General features: G+C 44.0%; 19 protein-coding genes. 10 read left to right on the forward strand and 9 right to left on the reverse strand.

Features of this window, described 5'->3' with window-relative positions:
* The first annotated feature begins 181 nt into the window (after window positions 1-181).
* A complete protein-coding gene (locus SK066_RS10710; RefSeq protein WP_320544637.1) occupies window positions 182-1,156 on the forward strand; it encodes an ABC transporter substrate-binding protein in 975 nt (324 codons plus the stop codon).
* Window positions 1,157-1,507: 351 nt separating this feature from the next.
* On the opposite strand, the gene SK066_RS10715 is transcribed toward SK066_RS10710, so the two are convergent.
* The gene (locus SK066_RS10715) at window positions 1,508-2,740 is read right to left on the reverse strand and encodes an MFS transporter (protein ID WP_320544638.1); all 1,233 of its coding nucleotides are present in this window, start codon (window positions 2,738-2,740) and stop codon (window positions 1,508-1,510) included.
* Between the two features lie 489 nt (window positions 2,741-3,229).
* On the opposite strand from SK066_RS10715, the gene SK066_RS10720 reads away from it, so the two are divergent.
* From SK066_RS10720 to SK066_RS10760, 9 genes are all read left to right on the forward strand, one after another.
* The gene (locus SK066_RS10720) at window positions 3,230-4,114 is read left to right on the forward strand and encodes a hypothetical protein (protein ID WP_320544639.1); all 885 of its coding nucleotides are present in this window, start codon (window positions 3,230-3,232) and stop codon (window positions 4,112-4,114) included.
* 665 nt (window positions 4,115-4,779) lie between these two features.
* Window positions 4,780-5,247 (forward strand): copper amine oxidase N-terminal domain-containing protein, encoded by a 468-nt coding sequence (locus tag SK066_RS10725; RefSeq protein WP_320544640.1) that lies wholly within the window; start codon window positions 4,780-4,782, stop codon window positions 5,245-5,247.
* Between the two features lie 109 nt (window positions 5,248-5,356).
* Window positions 5,357-5,656 (forward strand): DUF7677 family protein, encoded by a 300-nt coding sequence (locus SK066_RS10730; protein WP_320544641.1) that lies wholly within the window; start codon window positions 5,357-5,359, stop codon window positions 5,654-5,656.
* A 119-nt stretch (window positions 5,657-5,775) separates the two neighbouring features.
* Complete coding sequence (locus tag SK066_RS10735; RefSeq protein ID WP_320544642.1) at window positions 5,776-7,110, forward strand: copper amine oxidase N-terminal domain-containing protein; 1,335 nt, start codon at window positions 5,776-5,778, stop codon at window positions 7,108-7,110.
* A gap of 228 nt (window positions 7,111-7,338) precedes the next feature.
* Window positions 7,339-8,409 (forward strand): beta propeller repeat protein, encoded by a 1,071-nt coding sequence (locus SK066_RS10740; protein WP_320544643.1) that lies wholly within the window; start codon window positions 7,339-7,341, stop codon window positions 8,407-8,409.
* Window positions 8,410-8,510: 101 nt separating this feature from the next.
* Window positions 8,511-8,939: a MarR family winged helix-turn-helix transcriptional regulator gene (locus SK066_RS10745; RefSeq protein WP_188777693.1), complete on the forward strand. Its 429-nt coding sequence runs from the start codon at window positions 8,511-8,513 to the stop codon at window positions 8,937-8,939.
* A gap of 41 nt (window positions 8,940-8,980) precedes the next feature.
* Window positions 8,981-9,727 carry an SDR family oxidoreductase gene (locus tag SK066_RS10750; RefSeq protein ID WP_320544644.1) on the forward strand — a complete coding sequence of 249 codons (747 nt, stop codon included), beginning with the start codon at window positions 8,981-8,983 and terminating at the stop codon, window positions 9,725-9,727.
* 215 nt (window positions 9,728-9,942) lie between these two features.
* The gene (locus SK066_RS10755; protein ID WP_320544645.1) at window positions 9,943-10,473 is read left to right on the forward strand and encodes a GNAT family N-acetyltransferase; all 531 of its coding nucleotides are present in this window, start codon (window positions 9,943-9,945) and stop codon (window positions 10,471-10,473) included.
* Window positions 10,474-10,491: 18 nt separating this feature from the next.
* On the forward strand, window positions 10,492-11,145 hold the full coding sequence (locus SK066_RS10760; protein WP_320544646.1) for a hypothetical protein: 654 nt from the start codon (window positions 10,492-10,494) through the stop codon (window positions 11,143-11,145).
* A 116-nt stretch (window positions 11,146-11,261) separates the two neighbouring features.
* Here the strand turns inward: SK066_RS10760 and cydC are convergent, their stop codons facing one another.
* The 8 genes from cydC to SK066_RS10800 form a co-directional block, all read right to left on the reverse strand.
* The gene (gene cydC / locus SK066_RS10765; RefSeq protein WP_320544647.1) at window positions 11,262-12,974 is read right to left on the reverse strand and encodes a thiol reductant ABC exporter subunit CydC; all 1,713 of its coding nucleotides are present in this window, start codon (window positions 12,972-12,974) and stop codon (window positions 11,262-11,264) included.
* Window positions 12,971-14,842: a thiol reductant ABC exporter subunit CydD gene (cydD, locus tag SK066_RS10770; protein WP_320544648.1), complete on the reverse strand. Its 1,872-nt coding sequence runs from the start codon at window positions 14,840-14,842 to the stop codon at window positions 12,971-12,973. Before cydD ends, cydC begins: the two co-directional genes overlap by 4 nt.
* A 12-nt stretch (window positions 14,843-14,854) precedes the next feature.
* Window positions 14,855-15,868, reverse strand: a complete 1,014-nt coding sequence (locus SK066_RS10775; RefSeq protein ID WP_188777683.1) for a cytochrome d ubiquinol oxidase subunit II — start codon at window positions 15,866-15,868, stop codon at window positions 14,855-14,857.
* Window positions 15,865-17,232, reverse strand: coding sequence for a cytochrome ubiquinol oxidase subunit I (locus SK066_RS10780; protein WP_320544649.1), 1,368 nt, complete (start codon window positions 17,230-17,232; stop codon window positions 15,865-15,867). The genes SK066_RS10775 and SK066_RS10780 overlap by 4 nt, the downstream gene beginning before the upstream one ends.
* Window positions 17,233-17,501: 269 nt before the next feature.
* Window positions 17,502-17,780, reverse strand: a complete 279-nt coding sequence (locus SK066_RS10785) for a hypothetical protein (protein WP_320544650.1) — start codon at window positions 17,778-17,780, stop codon at window positions 17,502-17,504.
* A gap of 59 nt (window positions 17,781-17,839) precedes the next feature.
* Window positions 17,840-18,148, reverse strand: a complete 309-nt coding sequence (locus SK066_RS10790; protein ID WP_320544651.1) for a hypothetical protein — start codon at window positions 18,146-18,148, stop codon at window positions 17,840-17,842.
* Between the two features lie 146 nt (window positions 18,149-18,294).
* The gene (locus SK066_RS10795; protein ID WP_320544652.1) at window positions 18,295-19,386 is read right to left on the reverse strand and encodes a glycine-rich domain-containing protein; all 1,092 of its coding nucleotides are present in this window, start codon (window positions 19,384-19,386) and stop codon (window positions 18,295-18,297) included.
* Window positions 19,387-19,452: 66 nt separating this feature from the next.
* Entirely contained in the window at window positions 19,453-20,631 is a 1,179-nt protein-coding gene (locus SK066_RS10800) for a M20 family metallopeptidase (protein ID WP_407673819.1), read from the reverse strand.
* Between the last annotated feature and the right edge of the window lie 281 nt (window positions 20,632-20,912).

The raw sequence follows: 20,912 nt of genomic DNA on the forward strand, positions 1-20,912 counted from the left end.
AGGAATACATAACAGCTCCAGCAGTATATAACTACATATAATGAAATGTAAGCTCATGGGAAAGGAACAAGCATTTGCAAATGAAAGACGGGTTTACAGAAAATAAGACATCATGTATACTATTCAAGTTGATAATAATTATCATTATCATATGAACTATGTACATAAAGGAGATCATGTTATGAAAGTTCAATCCTGGTTCAAGCATCTGATGGTAGGAGGAGTCTGTGCCGCACTATTAGCTGGCTGTGGAAATGGAGCATCATCTAACGCTACCTCTTCTGCAAACAACGCTACGTCTACAGCAGGAAGTATCGTCATTCAGCATGATATGGGGACGACAGAGCTGAAGCAGCCAGCCAGTCATGTAGTCGCACTGGAGTGGTCATTCGTGGATGATCTGCTTGCGCTTGGTATTACTCCTGTAGGGATCGCAGATGATGATAAGCCGAAAGCAATGGAGAAGCTGGCAGGCAAGCCAATTGAATATATACCGCTGGGCAAACGCGAAACACCTGACCTGGAAAAGATCGCAGGCGCAGCGCCGGATCTGATTATCGCGGATACCGATCGTCATTCGAAGGTGAAGGATCAGCTGGATCAGATCGCACCTACGATTGTTTTGAACAGCCGTAAAGGCTCTTATGATGATAGCATCAAGGATTTTGAAACGATTGCGAAGGCAGTAGGCAAGGAATCCGAAGCAAAAGCACGTCTGGCGCAGCATGATAAGATGATGGCTGCGATGAAGAAGCAGGTCGAAGCTTTGCCAGAGAAAAAGGTACTGGTCGGTGTAGCGCGTAAAGGTGACTTCAATGCGCATTCCACCACTTCCTATGCAGGGGAAGTGCTGAGCGATATCGGCTTTGAAAATGTAGTTCAGGGTAGTGAGAATGAGCCTTATAAAGAGGTGAATTTGGAGACGATCACGGCGATTGATCCCGATATCATCTTTATCGCTACCGATGATTCACAGGTGATTACTAATGAGTGGAAGAAGCTGCCGGTATGGCAAAATCTAAAAGCAGTAAAGAATCATCATGTGTATATGGTAGATCGTGATATATGGACACGTTTCCGTGGAATCACACCAGCTGAGAAGATTGGTCAAAGCGCGCTGGATTACATCAACGGCAAGCTCAAATCCGAATCGTAAGCTAATGAACGTAGCTTCATTATAAAAGCATGTAAAAAGAGAATTCCTGTTTCTCGTATACCGCACGCGTTGTGTGGATAGAGAAAGCTGGAATTCTCTTTTTAAGTTTGGTTTTACATACATTGCATGGGGCTGTATATAGCTAGTTCCGCAAAATAGTAATTTAAAATACTACTTTGAAATGTACCTTGATGCACCTGCATTCGAAGTCTGATCTGCATTATGATAAACGTACCTATATCCACCTACAAGCTCATTCTTGTTGCACATTATCTTGTTGCAGCATAACATCGCCATTTACATGCCATGCGGCTTGGTTTAGATGCTAAATTACGTTGGCACATCCAGCCTCTAAGCAGCTAGCGTCTTATGATGACGCTCATAACGAACCGTCAGCACACAGGCAAGCGCAAATGCAATAATCATCAACCAAATCGGAATACGTGGATCAAATGTATACGCCCAGCCGCCGATAATACCCGCTGGTGATGTGATCAGCAAAATAAGTACAGACAGCATGGAGAAGATCTTCGCACGCTTATTATCATCAATCGCATTGGCGACAGCCGCTTCCAGATAAGGCGAGCTAATCATCATACCGACCGCAGCAATCACCGTACTGAGTGCCACCCATGCCAGCTCAGTAATCGGTCCCACTACGAGCATAACATTGGAAATGACAGATAATCCGAAGCCAGCCATCATCGATTTATACATGGCCTGTTCTGGAATACGAGGCGTCAGTAGCCATAGCACCACTAGCATAACAATCGAAGACACCGCTGGCACCAGAGAGATCAGATCATTATCAATATGTAAGTAATCCGCCATGTATAGCGAGAGATAGGTCGTTTTCAACGTGGTCTGGAAATTGAACAATACGTATACACCGAAAATGAGCAAGAGCGAATGACTGGCTGTAATTTCACGAATCGCTCCAGCGTAATCAAGCAAGCTTTTACCGAGCCCAAGATCGCGAGTCTCCTGCATTTTACGATAACCCATCTCGGTTTCCTTCGTTGTCAGATGTCGACCGATAAATTGGAAGGTCATCGAGATTGCAGCAATCCAGTACATGATGCGTGTGCCATCGACCAGCCCATAGGAATAGACAAGCAGCCCGCCAAGTGGTGCAAACAATCCGCCAATCACGCTAATAATCTGCAATAACGTAAATACATAAGTACGATCGGATGGGCGCGTATCCTCAACAACGAGACAATAAAAAGCAGTAGAGGGAACACGCTGAAAGCCATTCAAGAGCGCTGCCAATACAAAGAACCATACATTTTGCGATACCGCCCACACAATCGTAGCCAGCGTCCAGCTGAGCAGATCAAAATAAAGCACCGCTCGCTTCCGACCGAGTCGATCGGTTAAGTAACCGCTTAAAAAAGAAGATATAACCTGAACAATCAGACTCAGTGTCGTAATCCAGCCGATTGCCGTCTCGGTTACACCAAGCTCGTACATATACAGCGTGGCGTAAGTCATTACCATGCTGTACGGGATGAGAAAAAAAGGCTCAAAGGCAAGACAGCCACGGCTGTTGCCTTGAAGTCGGGGGAACCAGGTGCGTGCCATAATGTGTGTATTATCCTCCGTTAGGTAGTGGGATGGTAGAGCGGATAGAGCGTTTAAGTAGTAGAGCACCTCCTATTGATCTTCTCTTCCATATCGTTATTATTGTAACAATCCTCTCTTGTCTTTCAAATAGGTTTATTTGGAGAAAGATAATTCCTATTCTCATTAGGATTAGAGACGACTGCTAACAGTAAATTTATTGTAGCTACTCTTCGTTGTTGTTCCATTTATTTATATAAATTAAATAATAAACGTTTCTAGCCGTTGCTATTCATTCTAGATTAAGTATAGTGTAAACCGCTTACTAAGCTTACATAAAGAAAAAAAGAATATAAAAAAGTTAAGCCATGTTTTTATTGAGTCTTGCCAATGTTTTTTAGATCATAAATGGTGTGGTATAGTCGGTTAAGAAAGTAGTAAGCAATACATAAGCAAATCATTTTTTAAAACAATAATACGGAATAAGCGTACCAGGAAAGGAACATAACGATGAGCCATTTTACTGTTGCAGTAATTACTCCCAGTTTGCATGATTTGGAGCGTTTATTAGCTCCATTTCAAGAAAATAATATGGGAGATTGCCCGCAAGAATACCTTGAGTTTTTCGATGTGGAAGAAGAGTATCAACGATCTTATGAATCGGAGTCAGCAGAGTATGTAGAAATGGAGGATGGTCGTTTGCTTTCGCCGTACCATGCCATTTTTCGTGTGCCTTCTGCACAACTGATGACGCCTAAGCATAAAGTCCCCACGCATTTAAGACGTGTGCAGATTCCGCATAGAGAGAAATACAGTACATTTGATGAATACATGATTCAAGGTGTTGTCGGTTATAGCTCCAGGGATGAAAAGACAGGGAGATGGGGCTACTGGGAAAATCCGAATGCTACATGGGACGAGTGGCAAGTTGGAGGAAGGTGGTCGAATATGTTGTTGCTTCATTCAGGCGAAAGAGCTAATGCAGCCCCAATTAAAGATATTTTCTTCATAGAACAGGAGCAATGTGAAGGTGTTACCGTCGAAATACAAGGAATAACGATCCCCGCTGCATTAGCTCCACAACTCGAGAATTGTATAGCTGAAGCTTCTCAAGAATGGGATACGGTTATGGAAGGAGAACATTCGTCCGAGATAGCCTATTACATTCGTCGGTACGTGAATAAACAAGGTTTTTTACGCGATGTATTGAGTATTAATACGTATGCAGTATTGACGCCAGATGGTGTCTGGCATGCTCCTGGAGAAATGGGGAGATTCGGCATAGGCTCGGAAAGTTCAGAACAAGCCAGAGAATTCAGCACTTCGTTCTATGCTACATTCATCCAAAATGCTGATCCAGAGCACTTTTTAGTCATAGTAGATTTCCATATCTAGATTTTAACGATCGAAAAGAATGATTGGGCTTATACTAATTATACGGATGAGAATATCATTTTTTAGCGGCACGAGTTGCAAATTGGATTAATGGAATAATTCCTAGAATGATATAAATAGCACAGAGGACATAGAACAGTGCTGTGAAGTTCGCTTTGAACGTTGGCTTAGTAACCAGCACTGATATTCCCAATACCGCCATAATCGTGTTGGTGATATGCGGTTTCGATTTGTACTTAAATGCACTATACATCATAGCTGCTAATATAAGGATGGTACATACAAAGATAATAACCAAATACATCTACACCTTTCATGATACAAGACGATAGCTTGAAATGAATTACAAAGCCATGTATCTATATCATATTTACTTTAAATGAATTTATATCCATCTATGGAGTGCCCTTAGTTAGATCAGCATCAGTATTGTGCTATGAGCTGTTTCACATAGGAGAGTGACAACAGCTAATGTCGTCACAGTGCCGCCTTTAGATATGAACGAAATTTTCCAGTATGAAGAAAATAATGCTGAATTCCAAATAAAATGCTAACATATGTATAGTATTTATGTAAATATTTTGATAACAAACTATACAATCAAGCTGAAACTTAACAGAGCTACGAATCATCTATGAATCAAAGAAAATTAAGGGAGCAATGTTATGCTGAAAAGAACCAGTTTACTATTCATTCTTATTAGTTTAGTGCTATACACCAATCAGCTTCAATCAACTCAGGCAGCTATACCTGCTATAGCACCGGGAATACATTTGAGCATCAATGGAGAAAAGGTAGAGACCGATTATGAGGCTTATATTGTTAGGGCAACTCAAACTGCTTATGTTCCGATCCGATTTGTGGCGGAAGGATTGGGAGGAACTGTAAGCTGGGACAAAGTGAAGCAGCAGGTTACCATTCATTCCAACGATCAACAAGAAATTGTTTTAACGATGGGTAGTAATGTGGCCTATGTGAATAGTAAGATGAAAGTTTTATCTAATGTTCCGCAAATAACTACTCCTAGAGCTATGGTGCCTGTTCGCTTTGTATCCGAAGTTTTAGGTGCTACAGTGGATGCTACAAAATCCAGTGATGGAATTTTAAATATAAATATTACAATGGGTAAATGAGCACTATAATCAATTTTTGTTTTCACAGATAATCTTCTTAATACAGTTAGCCACTTCATATTTCATGAAGATTATAATTATTACACATCTAATATAAAGGAGAGCAACTATGCAAAAACTAAGCCCGTCCTTCAGTGGAGCCTTACGAACATTTTCATTTTGGATCGCCAATGGTACGGTGGGAATGCCGCTACTAAAAGGAATTGATTATTCCTGCATTTTTGAAGAACCAAGCGCATTAGAACAAGCTTATGCGATCTTTGCTAATGTAATTGAGATGGATGATGAAGGTACAGTTTGCAATGCGAAGCATGCGGAAATGAGAGCGGCGCAGTTTATTCGTAGTTATGTGGATGAGAATTATACAGTGGAGCCAGAATTTGAGGGTTGGGAAGTTGCCCTCTACTAAATACTAGAGTACCAAGAGATCAACGATGTGGCTACGCAAATAGATGAACATCTAATCTTAATTACAAGCAGGTCAGCACATTATATACAACTCATTTCGGAGGCTATGGAGGCTATCTAATGAAATATACACAGTTTATATGGATCATGATATTAAGCATTATTACAGTAGCAATCTCAAGCTATGCCAGCCCTTCTTTTGCCGCCACTCCCTCCGTACAATTGGTCATTAACAGTCAGAAGATCCAGACGGATGCTCCTCCAGTGAATGTTGACGGCTCCAATATGGTATCGTTATCCTCATTAAAGGCATTAGGACTTCATTTGCAATGGGATGCGAAGGGGCGAAAAGTAACGGTGCAATCCTCAGGCAATCGTAATGCGCTATCCGTCGTAGTTGGTAATAAAGTAGCTCAATTCGGAGCACAATCCTTTCCACTACAAACGCCGCCTATTTTAAAAAATAATCGTGTACTGGTTCCAGTTCGTTTTATTAGTGAGGCATTTGGAGCGGAGGTTATTTGGAATAGTGCAGATCGGATCGTGATGATTCGCTCGGCTGAGCAGTCGCCTAATTACAAAGCTTTATATCAAGGTGCGGATCTGGTGAAGGCACGTCAGATCGCGGTAGATTTACCGAGTGCAGATCAGCCGATATACAATAGCACAGATGAGGAAATTACATACGCATATCATTTTCCAGAAGGAGAAGCGCTTCGTTACTATGATTATGAAGGTAATCATGTGAGCTATTATGAAATTGCAAATGATGTGAAATCCTTAGTCTGGGAAGCCGTTGTAGATGAGAAGGGTGGGTATGTCAAAGAACATGGTAAGCGTCCTGTATCCGATCCCTCTACCGTCTATTTTAGAAAACATCGCATTGATAATGGAGTGGACTATGGTCGAGTAGGCGATAAAAAATCGTATACGGGTGAAGCTGCGAATGGAACACTGGCTCAAATCATTATGAAGATTCCTAATGAGATTCGTACAGATCAACTGCAATCGCTACGCCAAGCAAGAGAAGCCGTACTGAGTATGAAAACTGTCTCATTAGCATCGGAATTGCCGACGATCGGCATACAGACGTTGATCCGTTATTTTCCGATCGGCAAGTCTGATGTGTATTTTGATTCTACCGATGATCTGATCACGTATTATAAAATCGAAAACAATAAGCGTTATGAGATCTGGTCAGCTAATTATAAAATGGACGTACCCGCTAAGCATAAAGAATTTCCTTTCTTCCCCTATCACATTACAAAAGAAATAGGGAAAAGACCGACGATCACTACGCCTGTAGCATATTATGTATACAGAGGAGCAATCTCAGATTTGCGCTATGGGTTGATTGATCTGCAAGGAAAGGAAACAGAGCTCGGTCATACCGATCCTGCACAAACGAAGCAATACTTTCCAGTTAGTAACGAAGAATTGGCGCTATTAAAATAAATGGTTGAGAGCCTTCTCATAACTGAACGCCAATGAACAATAATTATATTTTCTGAAGGCAGTATCCTTCACTTTCATTTCGGATAAACTGCACTAGAAAATGATAGTCTAACGCGCTTAGTGGAGTGAATCGATGGATCAAAATATCCGTGTGCATATGCCGATCTCATTTGACAACATATAGGATACAATTTAATATATGCTATAGCATATAAAAGGAGGCTCAAAATGAAAAAGCTCATCTTAGCGCTTGAACGCGAATTACTCGTCGCCGAGAAACAGGATAACACATGGAGTGTACAATCGTTTTTCAAGGGTGCTAATCCAGTATCCCTTGCTGTAGATCCGCATGATGGTAATATCATCTACTGTGCGACCTTTGATCGCGGATTGTGGAAAACGTACGATGGCGGGGCTTCATGGCAGGCTATCGATATTGCACCTTCGTTTGGTGAGTTTGCACGGCAAGATCAATCCAGTCGAGTGTATACCGTGCTTCGAATAGTTGCTAATCCTAACCATGAAGGGCAATCGATTCTGTATGCAGGAACCGAACCAAGCTCAATTGTACGGTCTATAGATGGAGGCAAGTCCTTTGAAACGCTGACTGATTTTGCTGATGCGCCTTCAAAAGCTAGCTGGTTTTTCCCACAGCGACCGTATACGCATCATGTGAAGCATATTGCGACTCATCCCCACGATCCGCATGCTCTGTATGCCACGATCGAGGTGGGTGGTCTATTTCAGAGTCCAGACGATGGTATAACCTGGGTTGAATCTCCACATGCTCCGCGTGATATTCATGAATTGTATACCCATGCGCAAGCGCCGAAACGTTTGTATGCTGCATTAGGTGATTCTTTTTTAAAGGAAGATGATCTCGGTCATGGCTATGCCGAAAGTCTGGATCATGGTGCAACCTGGCAGTATATTGCAGATGGGCTGGAGCACCATTATGTATATCATCTGGCTGTTGATCCGCATGATCCAGATATCGTGCTTCTGGCAGCTTCCTCTAGTCCTCGACATGCGCATGAGTACCAGAATGGACAATGTGACTCGATGATTTATCGCAAGGAGAAGCATCAGGCGTGGACACCCATTACAGAAGGGCTGCCTCCATCGCAAGGGACGCTGGTTTCAGTGTTAGATGTGAACGAACAAGGGGAGTTTTTCGTATTTAACAATCACGGTGTGTATGTCTCTCAGGATCATGGGTTGACATGGGGACGACTCGATATTCCGTGGAAGCCAGGCTATGTGCATCAGCACCCTTATGCAATGGCTGTGATTGACTAGCGTCAGCGTATCACGACATCCAGCCCTGTATATATTGACAGTCGATGCAACATCTCGTATGATTCAGAAAATTATGATTTGAAGAATGGCGAGGTAACGCAATGAATATATACGACTTGACTGGATTTCTTGTGCATCGTACAGATGTGAAAATGACGAATTATTTTATGAGAAAATTAAGCCCTTATCAGATTACACCAGAGCAGTGGGGAATCATTTCGGTGTTGGATACAGAGCGAGCTGTGAATCAAAAGCAGTTAGCAGAAGCAATTGATCGCGACCAGACGACAGTGGTACGAATGATTCATTCTTTGGAGCGCAAAGAGATGATCAAAAAGATCACCAATCTGGAGGATAAGCGTTCACATCATTTATATTTATCGGAGAAAGGTTCCCATATCAAAAAAGAGCTGCTTCAAACTGTACAAGAAGCGCATGATTATGTGACACGAGGATTTACGGCAGAAGAAAGGGAGCAGCTACAATCATTTCTAAATCGTTTATATGACAATGTAAAGGATGAAGGATAAGGCAGATTAATCGTTGATCCTTTAAGAAGGAGGACTTATTGATGTTAATAAATAAAGTAGCGATCGTTACAGGGGCAAGTCGAGGAATCGGGGCAGCTACAGCGCGTCTGCTGGCACAACAGCATGCTAAGGTGGTCGTTAACTATTTTAGCAATGCTGCCGCAGCGGAGCAGGTCGTTGCAGCTATTCAAGCGGAGGGCGGTAAAGCTATCGCGATTCAAGCAGATGCGAGAGACGAAGCACAAATGAACACACTTGTGCAGGAAACGCTTCACCATTTTGGCAGGATTGATATCCTTGTCAGCAATGCGTCAATCGGCTTTCCAATGGCTTCATTTATGGATGTATCGTGGAATGATTTGGAGTTAAAGGTATCTGATGAGCTGAAGGCAGCCTTTGTTCCGGCGCGAGCGGTTGCGCCAACGATGATCGAGCAGCAAAGTGGCAAGTTGATTTTTATCTCCAGTGGCTTAAGCAATTTTGCACAGGCTGGATTTATCGCTCATGGTGTGGCTAAAAGTGCATTAAATGCCTTTGCTCGCTATGTTGCGAATGAGCTAGGAACTCACCAGATTACAGCGAATATCATCTCTCCGGGTATGGTGGAAACGGATGCCACTTTATATACACCTGTTGAAATCAAGCAGCAGACCGCTCAGATTACACCACTTGGACGTATTGCACAGCCTGAGGATATTGCCCGTGCGGTTCTACTGTATGCGAGTGCTCATAGTGACTTTATTACAGGAGCTTATGTGCCGGTATCTGGTGGAATGGAAATGAACTAATCGAAAAGACCCATTATATGCTATAGCATGAAATGGGTCTTTTTTATTCAAATTTCGTTCAAATCGAGAAGCTGACAATATAGAAGTGTTCGTATATGCATTGCAAAATATACATTATAATGTATTCATCATAGTATGCCTATTTTATAGAAGGAATCTGAATAGAAACATAAATGAATGTCAATCGTATTCATTTTACCGAGGGAGACGATGCAATGAAGCAATCACGTTCAATTATGAAGCTAGAACTGAATCCAACACGGGTTGTAGAAGATACAATGGATTATGACGAGATGGTTATAGGAGCGATAAATTGGGATAATTTGAATCAATTAGCGCATTTGTTCTACAAATCGTATCATAATACAGTAGATGATGAAGGCGAGACGCCAACTGAGTGGGAGCAGGAGCTAGAACATCTAAGGGACGGAAAGTATGGGTCTGTGCTGTATGATTTATCATTTAACTTATATGCTGCTGAACAATTGATTGGTAGTATTGTATGTTCGAAGTTTAAAGGCATCCATTTAATATTGTATATCGTTATTTCTCCATCATATCGTGGGAGGAGCTTATCGAAGGTGCTGCTTCGTGAAACGATTCATAGCGCTATACGGAAGCAGCTGGATTCACTTTATCTTATGGTTACGGACAGTAACGTGGCCGCAACTCGTACTTATGATGCGATTGGTTTTAAAAAGGTAGGAACGGATTGGGCAGAGGTTCTCAAGAGGAATTTAGAATGAACTTAAGGGGAGAGAATCATGAAGAGGTGGTTTAAGTCGTTATGGTGGATTGCTATAGCTTTGAACTTTGGTTCCAATCTTTTGGTGATTGTAGCAGCAACAGCTAATTTTCAAAGGAGTATGGATTTAGAAAGTCGCTTTATGCTAGTAATTATAGGTATTCCTTCATTAATATTATTAATTATGTCGGTTGGCGGATTATTAACTCAATCGTCCAAGGATGCACTCCTAGCGAAGTACATTGCGGCTACGATCATTATCGTAATTTTAGTAGTATTGATACCTACCAATGTACGAGTAGCTCAATCTCAAGCTGAAGGCTGGCTGTATGACTATGTAAGAAGCGACCCGCTCAAGCTTACAGCAGACGGGAAATATGAATATCGGATGGATCTGTTAAATAACTCGCAACGTAATCATAAAGAGGTTTTATACATAAAAGAACGAGCAGGTACTGAAGAGAAGCACATACGACTACCTATCCATAAGGATTCATCAAATATGTACTCATTCGGATACGGAAGTGGCGATTGGGGATGGGCGCGAATGAAGGCAACAACCGAGCCAGATCAGTATGAACTGACGACTACAGGGTACTTGGATGTTCCTATTCAAACCTTTAAGATCAATGTTCGCGAAGGAACCGCTGAACTAATCTCAGTCGAACAATGAAAGATAGAAGTAGAATGTTCATTTAAAAGTGTATGTGTGGAAAGTATGGTCACAACAAAGCCCTTGAGAATACCCGCTCTCAAGGGCTTTGTTATCTTTTATTCATAGCTATACAATCAACCGACCATATCCATTTCCACCTGCTTCAGCTTATAAAAATACCCTTGTTGCCGTATTAGCTCATCATACGTACCTGTTTCCACAATCCGTCCTTGATCCATCACAACAATCTGATCCATACGCTCTAATCCAGTCAAGCGATGACTGACCATGATCAATGTATCCGTCTGGGCATGCTGGAAGAGTAGCTGCAATACACGCTGCTCTGTCACATAATCGAGCGAGGAGGTCGGCTCATCCAGTAACCATAGTGACCCGGAGCGCAGCAGGATACGGACGAGGGCGAGACGTTGCTTTTCACCATCAGATAGATTCTCCCCTTTTTCCAGAACGTGGTCATCTAGCTTTTTATCGCTTAGCTCCACCTGTTCCAGCAGCTCCAGCAAGCGAATATCCGATACAGCATCTTGCTCCAGTAGCAGATTCTCGCGCAGTGTACCGCTGAAAAAGTGATTATGTTGCAAGATTACACGAGCCTGCTTCCAGATACTTTCTTGATCCAGCTCCTGTATCGATATATTATTCAGGTGAAGCTTTCCCTGTACGTCTGTGTGCAGCTTGAGGATGAGCTCCAGCAGGCTCGTTTTACCAGAACCACTAGCACCGACAATTGCTGTTTTGGAACCAGCAGGCATATGAAGGGAGATATCCTGAAGTGTCCAGCGCCAGTCACCATCATAGCGAAACGATACTTTTTCCATATCGATATGAACAGGTTGGTGGGGCTCCAGTACACGGGAGGTAGGTGCAGGAAGCTCTGCATCTGCTAGCACAGTGTTCAGCCGCTTAGCAGCATATTCACTGTCTTTTTTATAAGCAGGCAGGGTTGCCATAGCTGCCGATTCATCGAATACGGTCATTGCGGTCATAATCAGCATCGCGAGAAACAGTCCATCCATCGAGCCTTGCAGGATCAGTAGGGCACCAACGACCAGCACTGCCCATGAAATGAAGAAAGTCATGAATGAATGAAGAGACTGCCCGCGTAACAGTCGAGTGGCATCCTGCTGTTGTGCATCCGTCAACTGGCTTGCCAGCCGCTCTGCACGCTGCTCATGCTCTGCTAGACGACCATATATTTTCAGATCGACAAATCCATACATCATCTCGGTCGAATCGGTTGCTAGCTGAGCGCGTAGCTGTTGAGCAGCGCCGGTTTGCTTCAATTGACTTCTACGCACGATCGCAGGTACACCAAAAGCGGTGATGATCATGCCAGCGACAAATACGAGCGCGATCCAGATCGAGATGAAGGAGGTGACTGCTACGGTTGTCAGAAATACTGATATGACAATAATCGGTGGATAGGCAACACGTAAAAAGTAAAATTGCAGACTCTCCACATCACCAACAATCTTAGTTAGCAGATCACCGCTACGCTGCTGATTCAACCATTGCGGCGAAACCGGAAGCAGCTTGGAGAAAAACGTCGTCCGCAGACGACTCAGCAGTGAAAAGGTGGCGCGGTGCGAGTAGAGGCGTTCTCCATAGCGGCTTGCCGCACGTACCAGACCGAGCAGCTTGACCGATGCTGCAAGTAAGATCAATGTATATAGCGGCGGTAAAAAGACCGTTTTCGAGATCAGATAGCCACTCATGGAGAATAGCGTAACGCCCGCAATGCCAGCGATAAAGCCGGTAAGAATCGAAATCAAAATATCCTTGCGCTCCTGTAGCATCGCGCGTGCAAAGATCGATAATTCACTCATGCCAGCACCTCCTGACGCTGCGTACGTACCATTGCTGCATATTGTGGAACCGTAGCTAATAGCTGATCATGCGTACCGCTGGCTACTAACTTTCCCTCTTCAACGAATATAATCAGATCAGCATCGCGAATCGTATGCAGTCGATGCGCAATCGTAATCACGGTAGCATGTTGAGAGAGCTGTTTCATCGAATCCAGCAAAATATGCTCGGTATGCAAATCAAGCCCTGTCGTCGGTTCATCAAAAAAGAGTACAGCCGGCTGTTTGAGAAAAGCTCGTGCAAGTGCCAGTCGTTGTCGCTCGCCACCTGACAAGCCACGACCACCTTCACCAACGACGGTATCGTAGCCATGCTCTAGCTCAGTGAGAAGTGTAGCGAGTCCAGCCGCTTCGGCAGCATGAACAATCTCCGCTCTAGTTACCTCACGATCTGTCGCAATAGCAATATTTTCAGCTAATGTTCCGGCAAAAATATACGGATGCTGTGTAATATAACTTATTTGATCTAACCAGCTTGCTTCTTGCTCTGGTGTTAATTGCTGATTATAGAAGTGAATTTCACCGGAAGAGGGTTTGAGCAGTCCAGCAATTAGATGCAATAAAGTTGTCTTTCCCGCTCCACTTCGTCCGACAATCGCTACTTTAGCCCCCTGCGGGATAGCTAGTGAGCCTGCATGAAGCGAGAAGTTCTCTGCATGGTCTCCATATTGAAATTGAAGATCATGCCATGCGATAACAGAAGAGGATTCAGCCTGTTTCAATTCAGATCCATGAAATGCATGAGAAATAATCGTTGAGCTTCCCGCTGCCTTCCCGTTATGCTCTTTGGCAGAAGCAGAAGCAGAAGCAGAAGCAGAAGCAGAAGCAGAAGCAGAAGCAGTTGTAGATGTCGCTACTTTTGCTGCTCCAGTTCCTTCTACCAGCAAGGCTTCAATCGTACGAATCGCCCCCAGGCTGGTTCGTCCTCCATGGAAGGCAGTTCCGACATTTTTGAGCATATTATAAAATTCCGGCACCAGCAGCAAAATGAGAAAGGCAGTATGAAAACGCATCGTTTTGAACACAACGAGCTGCAAAGCGAGCTCAAGCGCGACAATACCGATACCAAGCATCACAATTGTTTCCAGTGCAAAGGTGTTCATAAACGCTACCTTTAAAATACCCATCGTCGAATCGCGATAGGATAAGCTGCGCTGCTCAATTTGCTTCTGCTGCGCCTGAGCACGCCCGAATAGCTTGAGCGTAACTAACCCCTGTACCGAATCGAGAAATGTACCCGAAAATTGAGCCAGCTGCTGGAATTTCTCCTCTGACTTTTTCTGTGTTTGTATACCGATTAGTGCCATAAAGAGTGGGATAAATGGGGCCGAAAATAGCAAAATCAATCCAGACGGAACATGTAATATGAAGACGACAACTAGAATCATGAGCGGCACGATCGAAGCTTCAATCATTTTGGGCGTATACTGGCTGAAATAAGAATCGGCTTCATCGACAGCATCCATGGCTACGCTGACCTTGCCGCCAGTTTGCTCCTGTCTTGCGAACAGTAATGGTTGTGTAGTCAGCCAGCGCAGGCATTTGGAGCGAAAGGTTCGCTTGGCATCCGCGGCAATTCGCAGTCCAATCGAACCATTACTGTAAGCAATCCATGTGCGCAGCAGCATCACGCCCAGCAAGATAGCGACAATAGGTATCCATACACGTACGGGCGCAGACTCTACGAAAACCTGCTGCACCGCCTGTGCTAGTAGTGCCGCTTGCGCAATCGTCATGATCCCAAGCGCAAGCGAGAGTAGACGTATCCAGCCGGTACGTTTTTTCTGTGTTTGCATGAACTCATATAGAAGCCCGGCTTTCGGTTTCATCGATAAACCTCCTCAACGTTTGCCTTTGACATAATCGGCATCAAAAAGGAACAGACGGAAGACGAGTGCCAGTGATGGAATAAGCAGTAATAATCCCCCGATAAAAGCAGCAATTAGCGCAATACCCATTGCTTCTCCGGTCGCACTACCCTGCACCGTAATATACGGATCAAGAATATACGGATAATGTCCAATACCATAAGCGAAAAAGGCACAGCCAAATTGCAGCATTACACTCATAAATGCCCAGCCATAACGACGTTCCTTATACAGCAGCCACAACACGATCAGGAAGAACACCACAGACAGACCGAGTAGCCACCATAGATTCATCATATTTTGAAAATGACGTGCATTGTACTGACTCAAATACAAAAATGCGGTAAAGGCTGCAATAATCGTCGGTGTGCTCCAAAATAATGCATAGCCGCGCAATAGCTTGAGCGCTGGCTGATCATCCGCCCGATCAGCATAAAAGGTTAGGAATGAAGCACTGATAAACAGCACGGAAGTAATCGCCAGCGCTACAATACTCCAGGCAAGCGGGCTGGTGAGTAGCTTCATATACTCCAGCGTCACCACGCCATTGTTTTCCATAATAAATCCACCTTCGGACAGCACCAGTGCTACCGATAACGAGGCAGGAATAAGCAACCCTGTTGCACCATATAGAAATAAAAAGACAATATTCTTTTTCGAGCCATAATTCTCAAACGCATAAAATGAACCCCGAATCGCAATCAGCACAATCGCAATACTGCCCGGTACGAGCAAGGACGAGCCATAATAATGCGCCGCAGATGGGAAAAAGCCAATCAAGCCGATGAAAAAGAAAACGAAGAATACATTGGTAATCTCCCACACAGGAGACAGATAACGTGAGATGAGTCGATTGATCAGATGATCCTTCCCCGTAGCCCGAGCATAAAAGGCGAAGAAGCCTGCGCCAAAATCGATCGAAGCGACAATCAGATATCCGTACAGGAATATCCACAGCACCGAAATTCCGATAATTTCATAGCTCATGATTGCAGTTCACCTTCTTCCTTTACCTTGGCTGCATGAATTGCCGCGATCTTCTCCAGTTCAACTTCTGCTGGATTGTTGCGGAACAGTCGTCGCAGGACGATGATGCATAGCGTTCCGAGCACAATGTAGAGCAGTAAGAATAAGAAGAAGAGTGGCATAATACTTGGCGAAGTCGTCGCCGCTTCCTCGACACGCATGTAACCGCGAATAATCCATGGTTGTCGTCCTACCTCCGCGTAGAACCAGCCCAACTCCACCGCGAAAAAGGCAAGTGGCGCTCCCAGCACAATCGAGCGTAATAGCCAGCGATTGTATTCATTGCGCTTACGCCATAATAAAAAGACGAAAAAGATCGCCGATATCGCTAATAAAATAAAACCAATGCTAGCCATAAAATCAAACAGATAATGAATCCATAATGGTGGCTGCTCATTCGCAGGGAATTCATTTAAGCCGGTTACCTCAGCATTAAAATCGCTAAATGCCAGAAAACTGAGCGCTTTGGGAATATGCAGCGCGCCGATAACCTCGCGTTCCGCATTCAGCCAGCCGAAGAAGATCAGGTCAGCCCCTTTTTCCGTTTCAAAATGCCATTCAGCAGCAGCTAGCTTCTCTGGCTGGTGCTCTGCGAGGAACTTGGCAGCCGTATCGCCAGCAAGTGCTGTCAAAAAGCTAAATACGAGCAGTACGCTCATCATGAGCTTGAGTGCTTTTTTCGTATAATCAGTCGCACCCTTACGCAGAATCGAAAAGGCGGCAATTGCAGCGAGTAGAGCTGCTCCTGTCATATACGCCGAGGTTAGCACGTGAAATACTTTAGATGGTGTTGCTTCATTAAACATCGCCTGCAACGGATACACGGCTGTAAATTGTCCATTTACGAGTGAGAATCCTGCGGGCTGGTTCATAAATCCATTCACCGTCGTGATAAAAAAGGCAGACATCGATGCACCGAGTACAATCGGAATCGTAAGCAGCCAGTGTAAATAAGGATTGCGGAAGCGATCCCATGTATACAGGTAGATGCCGAGGAAGATCGCTTCAAAAAAGAAAGCAAATACCTCCATAAATAGTGGCAATGCGATCACATTACCAGCTAGCTGCATAAAGTTCGGCCATACGAGCGCGAGCTGTAGTGAAATAGCCGTACCTGTCACGACACCAACAGCGACAGAAATAATAAAGCCTCTCGTCCAGCGCTTCGCCATCAGCGTATAGTGGTGATCTTTTTTACGTATTCCGACCAGCTCTGCGATAGCGATCATCAGTGGGATTGCCACACCAATCGTTGCAAAAATAACGTGAAAGGATAGCGTCAATCCAGTCACAAGCCGGCTCCATAGTACAGTATCAATCATCATAATGGGAATCCTTTCTCCATGGAATAAGAGATGTTCTATATGAGAGTAGCTTAACAACTTTTCCGCGTTGTATGTGATTTTTGATACAATCTTCAAACAAAAATCAAAGATTTAAGGCGATTTAGTGAAAATATGCACAATAGCCCGTTAGGGTTATTGTGCATTGTAATGGAGCGTGCTGGTAGGTTGGTGGAATGGCTAGTTTTGACGGGTGTTGAATAGAAGGAGGGATTCTCTATAGAAGAAAAATCATCGGAGTGATGGATAATTCAGTACTCATCCGAAATAATTTCAAACATTAATCCTAAATGTGCTTTAGCTTCAATAAATGCACTGGCTTGATCCCAATTGTCTATAGACTTACCAAAATCAATACTATGCTCTAAAAAGGGCTGGGTTTTGTTCTCAGTTAGCTCGAATCCATCTATGCCATAGATTCTAGTTTGGTTTGCTTGTAGTGCAGCAATTTTACGTAATGCTAACTGGCTATCGTAAAATTGAGTGTTATTTTTTTGGATAAAGCCTGGTGTTTGATTGTATGTATCCATAGGTATGCCCTCCTGCAAAGTATGATTGAAAATGTTTTTTATGAAACAGATAATGTATATTAAACTTCAACGATATAAAGCTTTATATCCGATACTTCAGTCGCTTTAGTCGTTTTAAACTCTATGAATGCTGCAAAGCTGTATTTCGTATCGCCTATACTCACATTTCCATTAGTAGCACCAATTTTGCCATGACTAATTGCATCTATAACTTGAATCGTATCAGGTTGCTGTTGAAAAGATTCACCATACCAGTGAACAGATGTTGTCTCACCCTGTCCACATTTAGCCAGTATTTGGATCGTAAACTCCTCGACAAAAGCATTTTTGGGAGAGTTGTTGCATTTTCCGCTTTTTATGATGTTCATGAACATTCTCCTTTTCAAAAAGTCTCAATAATCTTGAATAAGACTATGATATCGATTCATGCTTTAATCGCTCTATAGGTAGAATTTATTATAACACTAAAAGGCTCTCTTCCTTCTGGAAAAGAGCCTTTAAATCTGTCAGCCCATCAATCTCCGCCGCCACCGCCACACGAGCTGCAAGAGGAGCTACAGGAAGAACTACTACACGATGAACTGCTACAGGAATGACCACCATGACTCCCCCCACTATGACCACCGCCATGATGGCTGTCATTGCTGGTGTAATTGTCACTGCTGCTAGAACCTGTGCCACAGGAGCTGCTCGTACCACCAACCGGGCGTTCCTCGCGTACATCTGCTGGTAGGAACGGATCAACACAGCTAGAGAAGTCGCCTGGTGGTAAATAGGAATAGTACACACACGCTGCACCAGCAGCGCTTAATCCAAATACAGAGCTATTATACGTATCACTAGAAGCAGCATAATTTGATGATGACTGCTGCTCTGGACGTTCTCCCCGCAGTGCTGCCTGACTTTGAACGGTAAAACGACGATAAAGGTGTAAAATAACCTCGCGTGCTTCAGGGCTACGCTCGAACATCGAGCTATTAAACAACGAATGCTGAGGCTGATATTCACTGAATGCCAGTAGCTCATTCATGATCGAGGACGGGAGCGGCTGACGGAAAAAGGTACCCCATAGATTCGTATTCGCACGCTCAAGTGGAAATAGCTCTCCATACACCCAATCGAACAGGGCACGCTGCTGGGGCTGTGATACGGTACCGCCATGTGGTGAATGATGCAGCATGTAGCCATAGAATCGGTTACACAGCTGCTCATATTCTCGGGTAAACATCAGCATTTCATGCCATACATCATCCACCCGAGAACTGAACATGGGCACCTCACGAAATAGAGCACAGATCAGCATATAGCGCTTCATCTCATGCCAGCGCCATTCAAACTCTCGATAGGTCATATCGGGATGCTCGCTCTGGATACGTTGCCACAGCTGCACGGCATAATGCTCTGGAATCGAGGCTTCCAGCTTATTGGCGAGCGCTTCAGCAGGATGTCCGGCAGGGACAAGGGAACCAGGCGGCCCCACTTTATTAAAAAGCTTTATATTTTCCTGTAAACGCCTCACCATCTGGCGCTCTGGCGTATTGGATTTGCGGAAAATCATAATGGCGATGATTATAAGGGCAATAATGATAATAACGGTCTTCATCATACATAGCCTCCTGTCGTCATGCTGGATAAAGGATTAACCTGCCAATTTACAAATTGAAAATGTAGATTATGCCCGCTGCATCTGCTGCTCGAATTCGCTACGAATTTGCTGTAGTAATGTCGGGTTGGTCATCACGTCAAATGCAGTCTCTGCCAGCACGGTTGCAGTGAATACCATCGCTTCCAGCGCCTGCGGCTCCTGCGCACGATCGCGGAAGCCGATACTATGCAGCTCGTGCTTTTCATCGGTGACTTTGACATAAGGATGGATAGCTGGACAGCGAACCGATACATTGCCCAGATCGAGTGAGCCCGCATCCTTGCCAGATTGAATCTCCTCGCGCTGCACACCGTTTGCCATTAGATTCTGGCTAAACGCTTCGGATAGGGTACGATTGGTGATCAGTTCATCGTAAGAGTATTCATAATTGGAAATCTCGATGCGGCAGCCTGTTTGAAGGGCTGCACCTTCGGCGATCCGTTTGACACGATCAACGAGTTCATTTGTATATGCGCGACTGGCAGAGCGAATATAAAACTGTGCAGAAGCATAATCGGGAATGATATTTGCCGCTACGCCGCCTTGATTAATAATACCGTGGATGCGCGTATCGCTTCGCGTCTGTTGACGCATCGCATTGATGCCATTGAACAGCTGTAATACTCCATCTAGCGCATTAATACCATGCTGTGGACTAGCCGCTGCATGCGCCGATTTACCGAAAAATTCAAATTGCAGCGCGTCCATCGCCAGCGAAATGCCCGATTCCTCATATGCATAATACGGATGAGCCATCATCGCAAAGTCACAATCATCGAACAAGCCTGCTTGTGCCATCGGTACTTTGGCGCCGCGTGTTTCTTCGGCTGGCGTACCGTATACCCGAATCGTACCTCCAATTTCATCTATTACGGATTTGAGTCCAATCGCTGCACCTGCGCTCATCATACAGATTAGATGATGACCGCACGCGTGGCCGATCTCAGGCAATGCATCATATTCACACATTAGGCCAACTGTTGCGCCTGGCTTGGCAGCAGTATACGTAGCAATAAAGGATGTTTCAATGCCGAGCACTGATGCTTGTACATCAAAGCCATGGGCGGCGAGTAATTCCTTCAAGCGTGCAGAAGCTTTATATTCCTCATTACCAAGCTCAGGGTTTTGCCCGATATATACAGATACAGATTTGAATTCCTCAGCGTTCTGCTGAATCGCTTTTTTTATATGCTGCTTGAGTTCGATGTGATTCATGTTGATAATCTCCTTTAATACAATTATGTAGAAAAATAACGTTTTCTGCTATCAGTATAGCATGTGAGTCTCAGCAAGTCGTCTAATAAGAGGTTAAATGATTGTCATGATCACTGTGACACTTCATTCACATTTTTGCATAACTAACCATTGAATAATCATACAAATTCATTTATAATAACCCGGTTGACTATAAGTCACAAGGACAAGGAAATACCCCATTATATGTATGTAAAGGAGATAGAAGGTTGAAAGCACTAAAACCATGGCTA

The organism is Paenibacillus hunanensis (assembly GCF_034055775.1).
Taxonomy (GTDB): domain Bacteria; phylum Bacillota; class Bacilli; order Paenibacillales; family Paenibacillaceae; genus Saccharibacillus; species Saccharibacillus hunanensis.

Coding starts and splice junctions, on each gene's coding strand:
- SK066_RS10710 (WP_320544637.1), top strand. CDS start 182: ATGAAAGTTCAATCCTGGTTCAAGCATCTGATGGTAGGAGGAGTCTGT.
- SK066_RS10715 (WP_320544638.1), bottom strand. CDS start 2,740: ATGGCACGCACCTGGTTCCCCCGACTTCAAGGCAACAGCCGTGGCTGT.
- SK066_RS10720 (WP_320544639.1), top strand. CDS start 3,230: ATGAGCCATTTTACTGTTGCAGTAATTACTCCCAGTTTGCATGATTTG.
- SK066_RS10725 (WP_320544640.1), top strand. CDS start 4,780: ATGCTGAAAAGAACCAGTTTACTATTCATTCTTATTAGTTTAGTGCTA.
- SK066_RS10730 (WP_320544641.1), top strand. CDS start 5,357: ATGCAAAAACTAAGCCCGTCCTTCAGTGGAGCCTTACGAACATTTTCA.
- SK066_RS10735 (WP_320544642.1), top strand. CDS start 5,776: ATGAAATATACACAGTTTATATGGATCATGATATTAAGCATTATTACA.
- SK066_RS10740 (WP_320544643.1), top strand. CDS start 7,339: ATGAAAAAGCTCATCTTAGCGCTTGAACGCGAATTACTCGTCGCCGAG.
- SK066_RS10745 (WP_188777693.1), top strand. CDS start 8,511: ATGAATATATACGACTTGACTGGATTTCTTGTGCATCGTACAGATGTG.
- SK066_RS10750 (WP_320544644.1), top strand. CDS start 8,981: ATGTTAATAAATAAAGTAGCGATCGTTACAGGGGCAAGTCGAGGAATC.
- SK066_RS10755 (WP_320544645.1), top strand. CDS start 9,943: ATGAAGCAATCACGTTCAATTATGAAGCTAGAACTGAATCCAACACGG.
- SK066_RS10760 (WP_320544646.1), top strand. CDS start 10,492: ATGAAGAGGTGGTTTAAGTCGTTATGGTGGATTGCTATAGCTTTGAAC.
- cydC (WP_320544647.1), bottom strand. CDS start 12,974: ATGAGTGAATTATCGATCTTTGCACGCGCGATGCTACAGGAGCGCAAG.
- cydD (WP_320544648.1), bottom strand. CDS start 14,842: ATGAAACCGAAAGCCGGGCTTCTATATGAGTTCATGCAAACACAGAAA.
- SK066_RS10775 (WP_188777683.1), bottom strand. CDS start 15,868: ATGAGCTATGAAATTATCGGAATTTCGGTGCTGTGGATATTCCTGTAC.
- SK066_RS10780 (WP_320544649.1), bottom strand. CDS start 17,232: ATGATGATTGATACTGTACTATGGAGCCGGCTTGTGACTGGATTGACG.
- SK066_RS10785 (WP_320544650.1), bottom strand. CDS start 17,780: ATGGATACATACAATCAAACACCAGGCTTTATCCAAAAAAATAACACT.
- SK066_RS10790 (WP_320544651.1), bottom strand. CDS start 18,148: ATGAACATCATAAAAAGCGGAAAATGCAACAACTCTCCCAAAAATGCT.
- SK066_RS10795 (WP_320544652.1), bottom strand. CDS start 19,386: ATGATGAAGACCGTTATTATCATTATTGCCCTTATAATCATCGCCATT.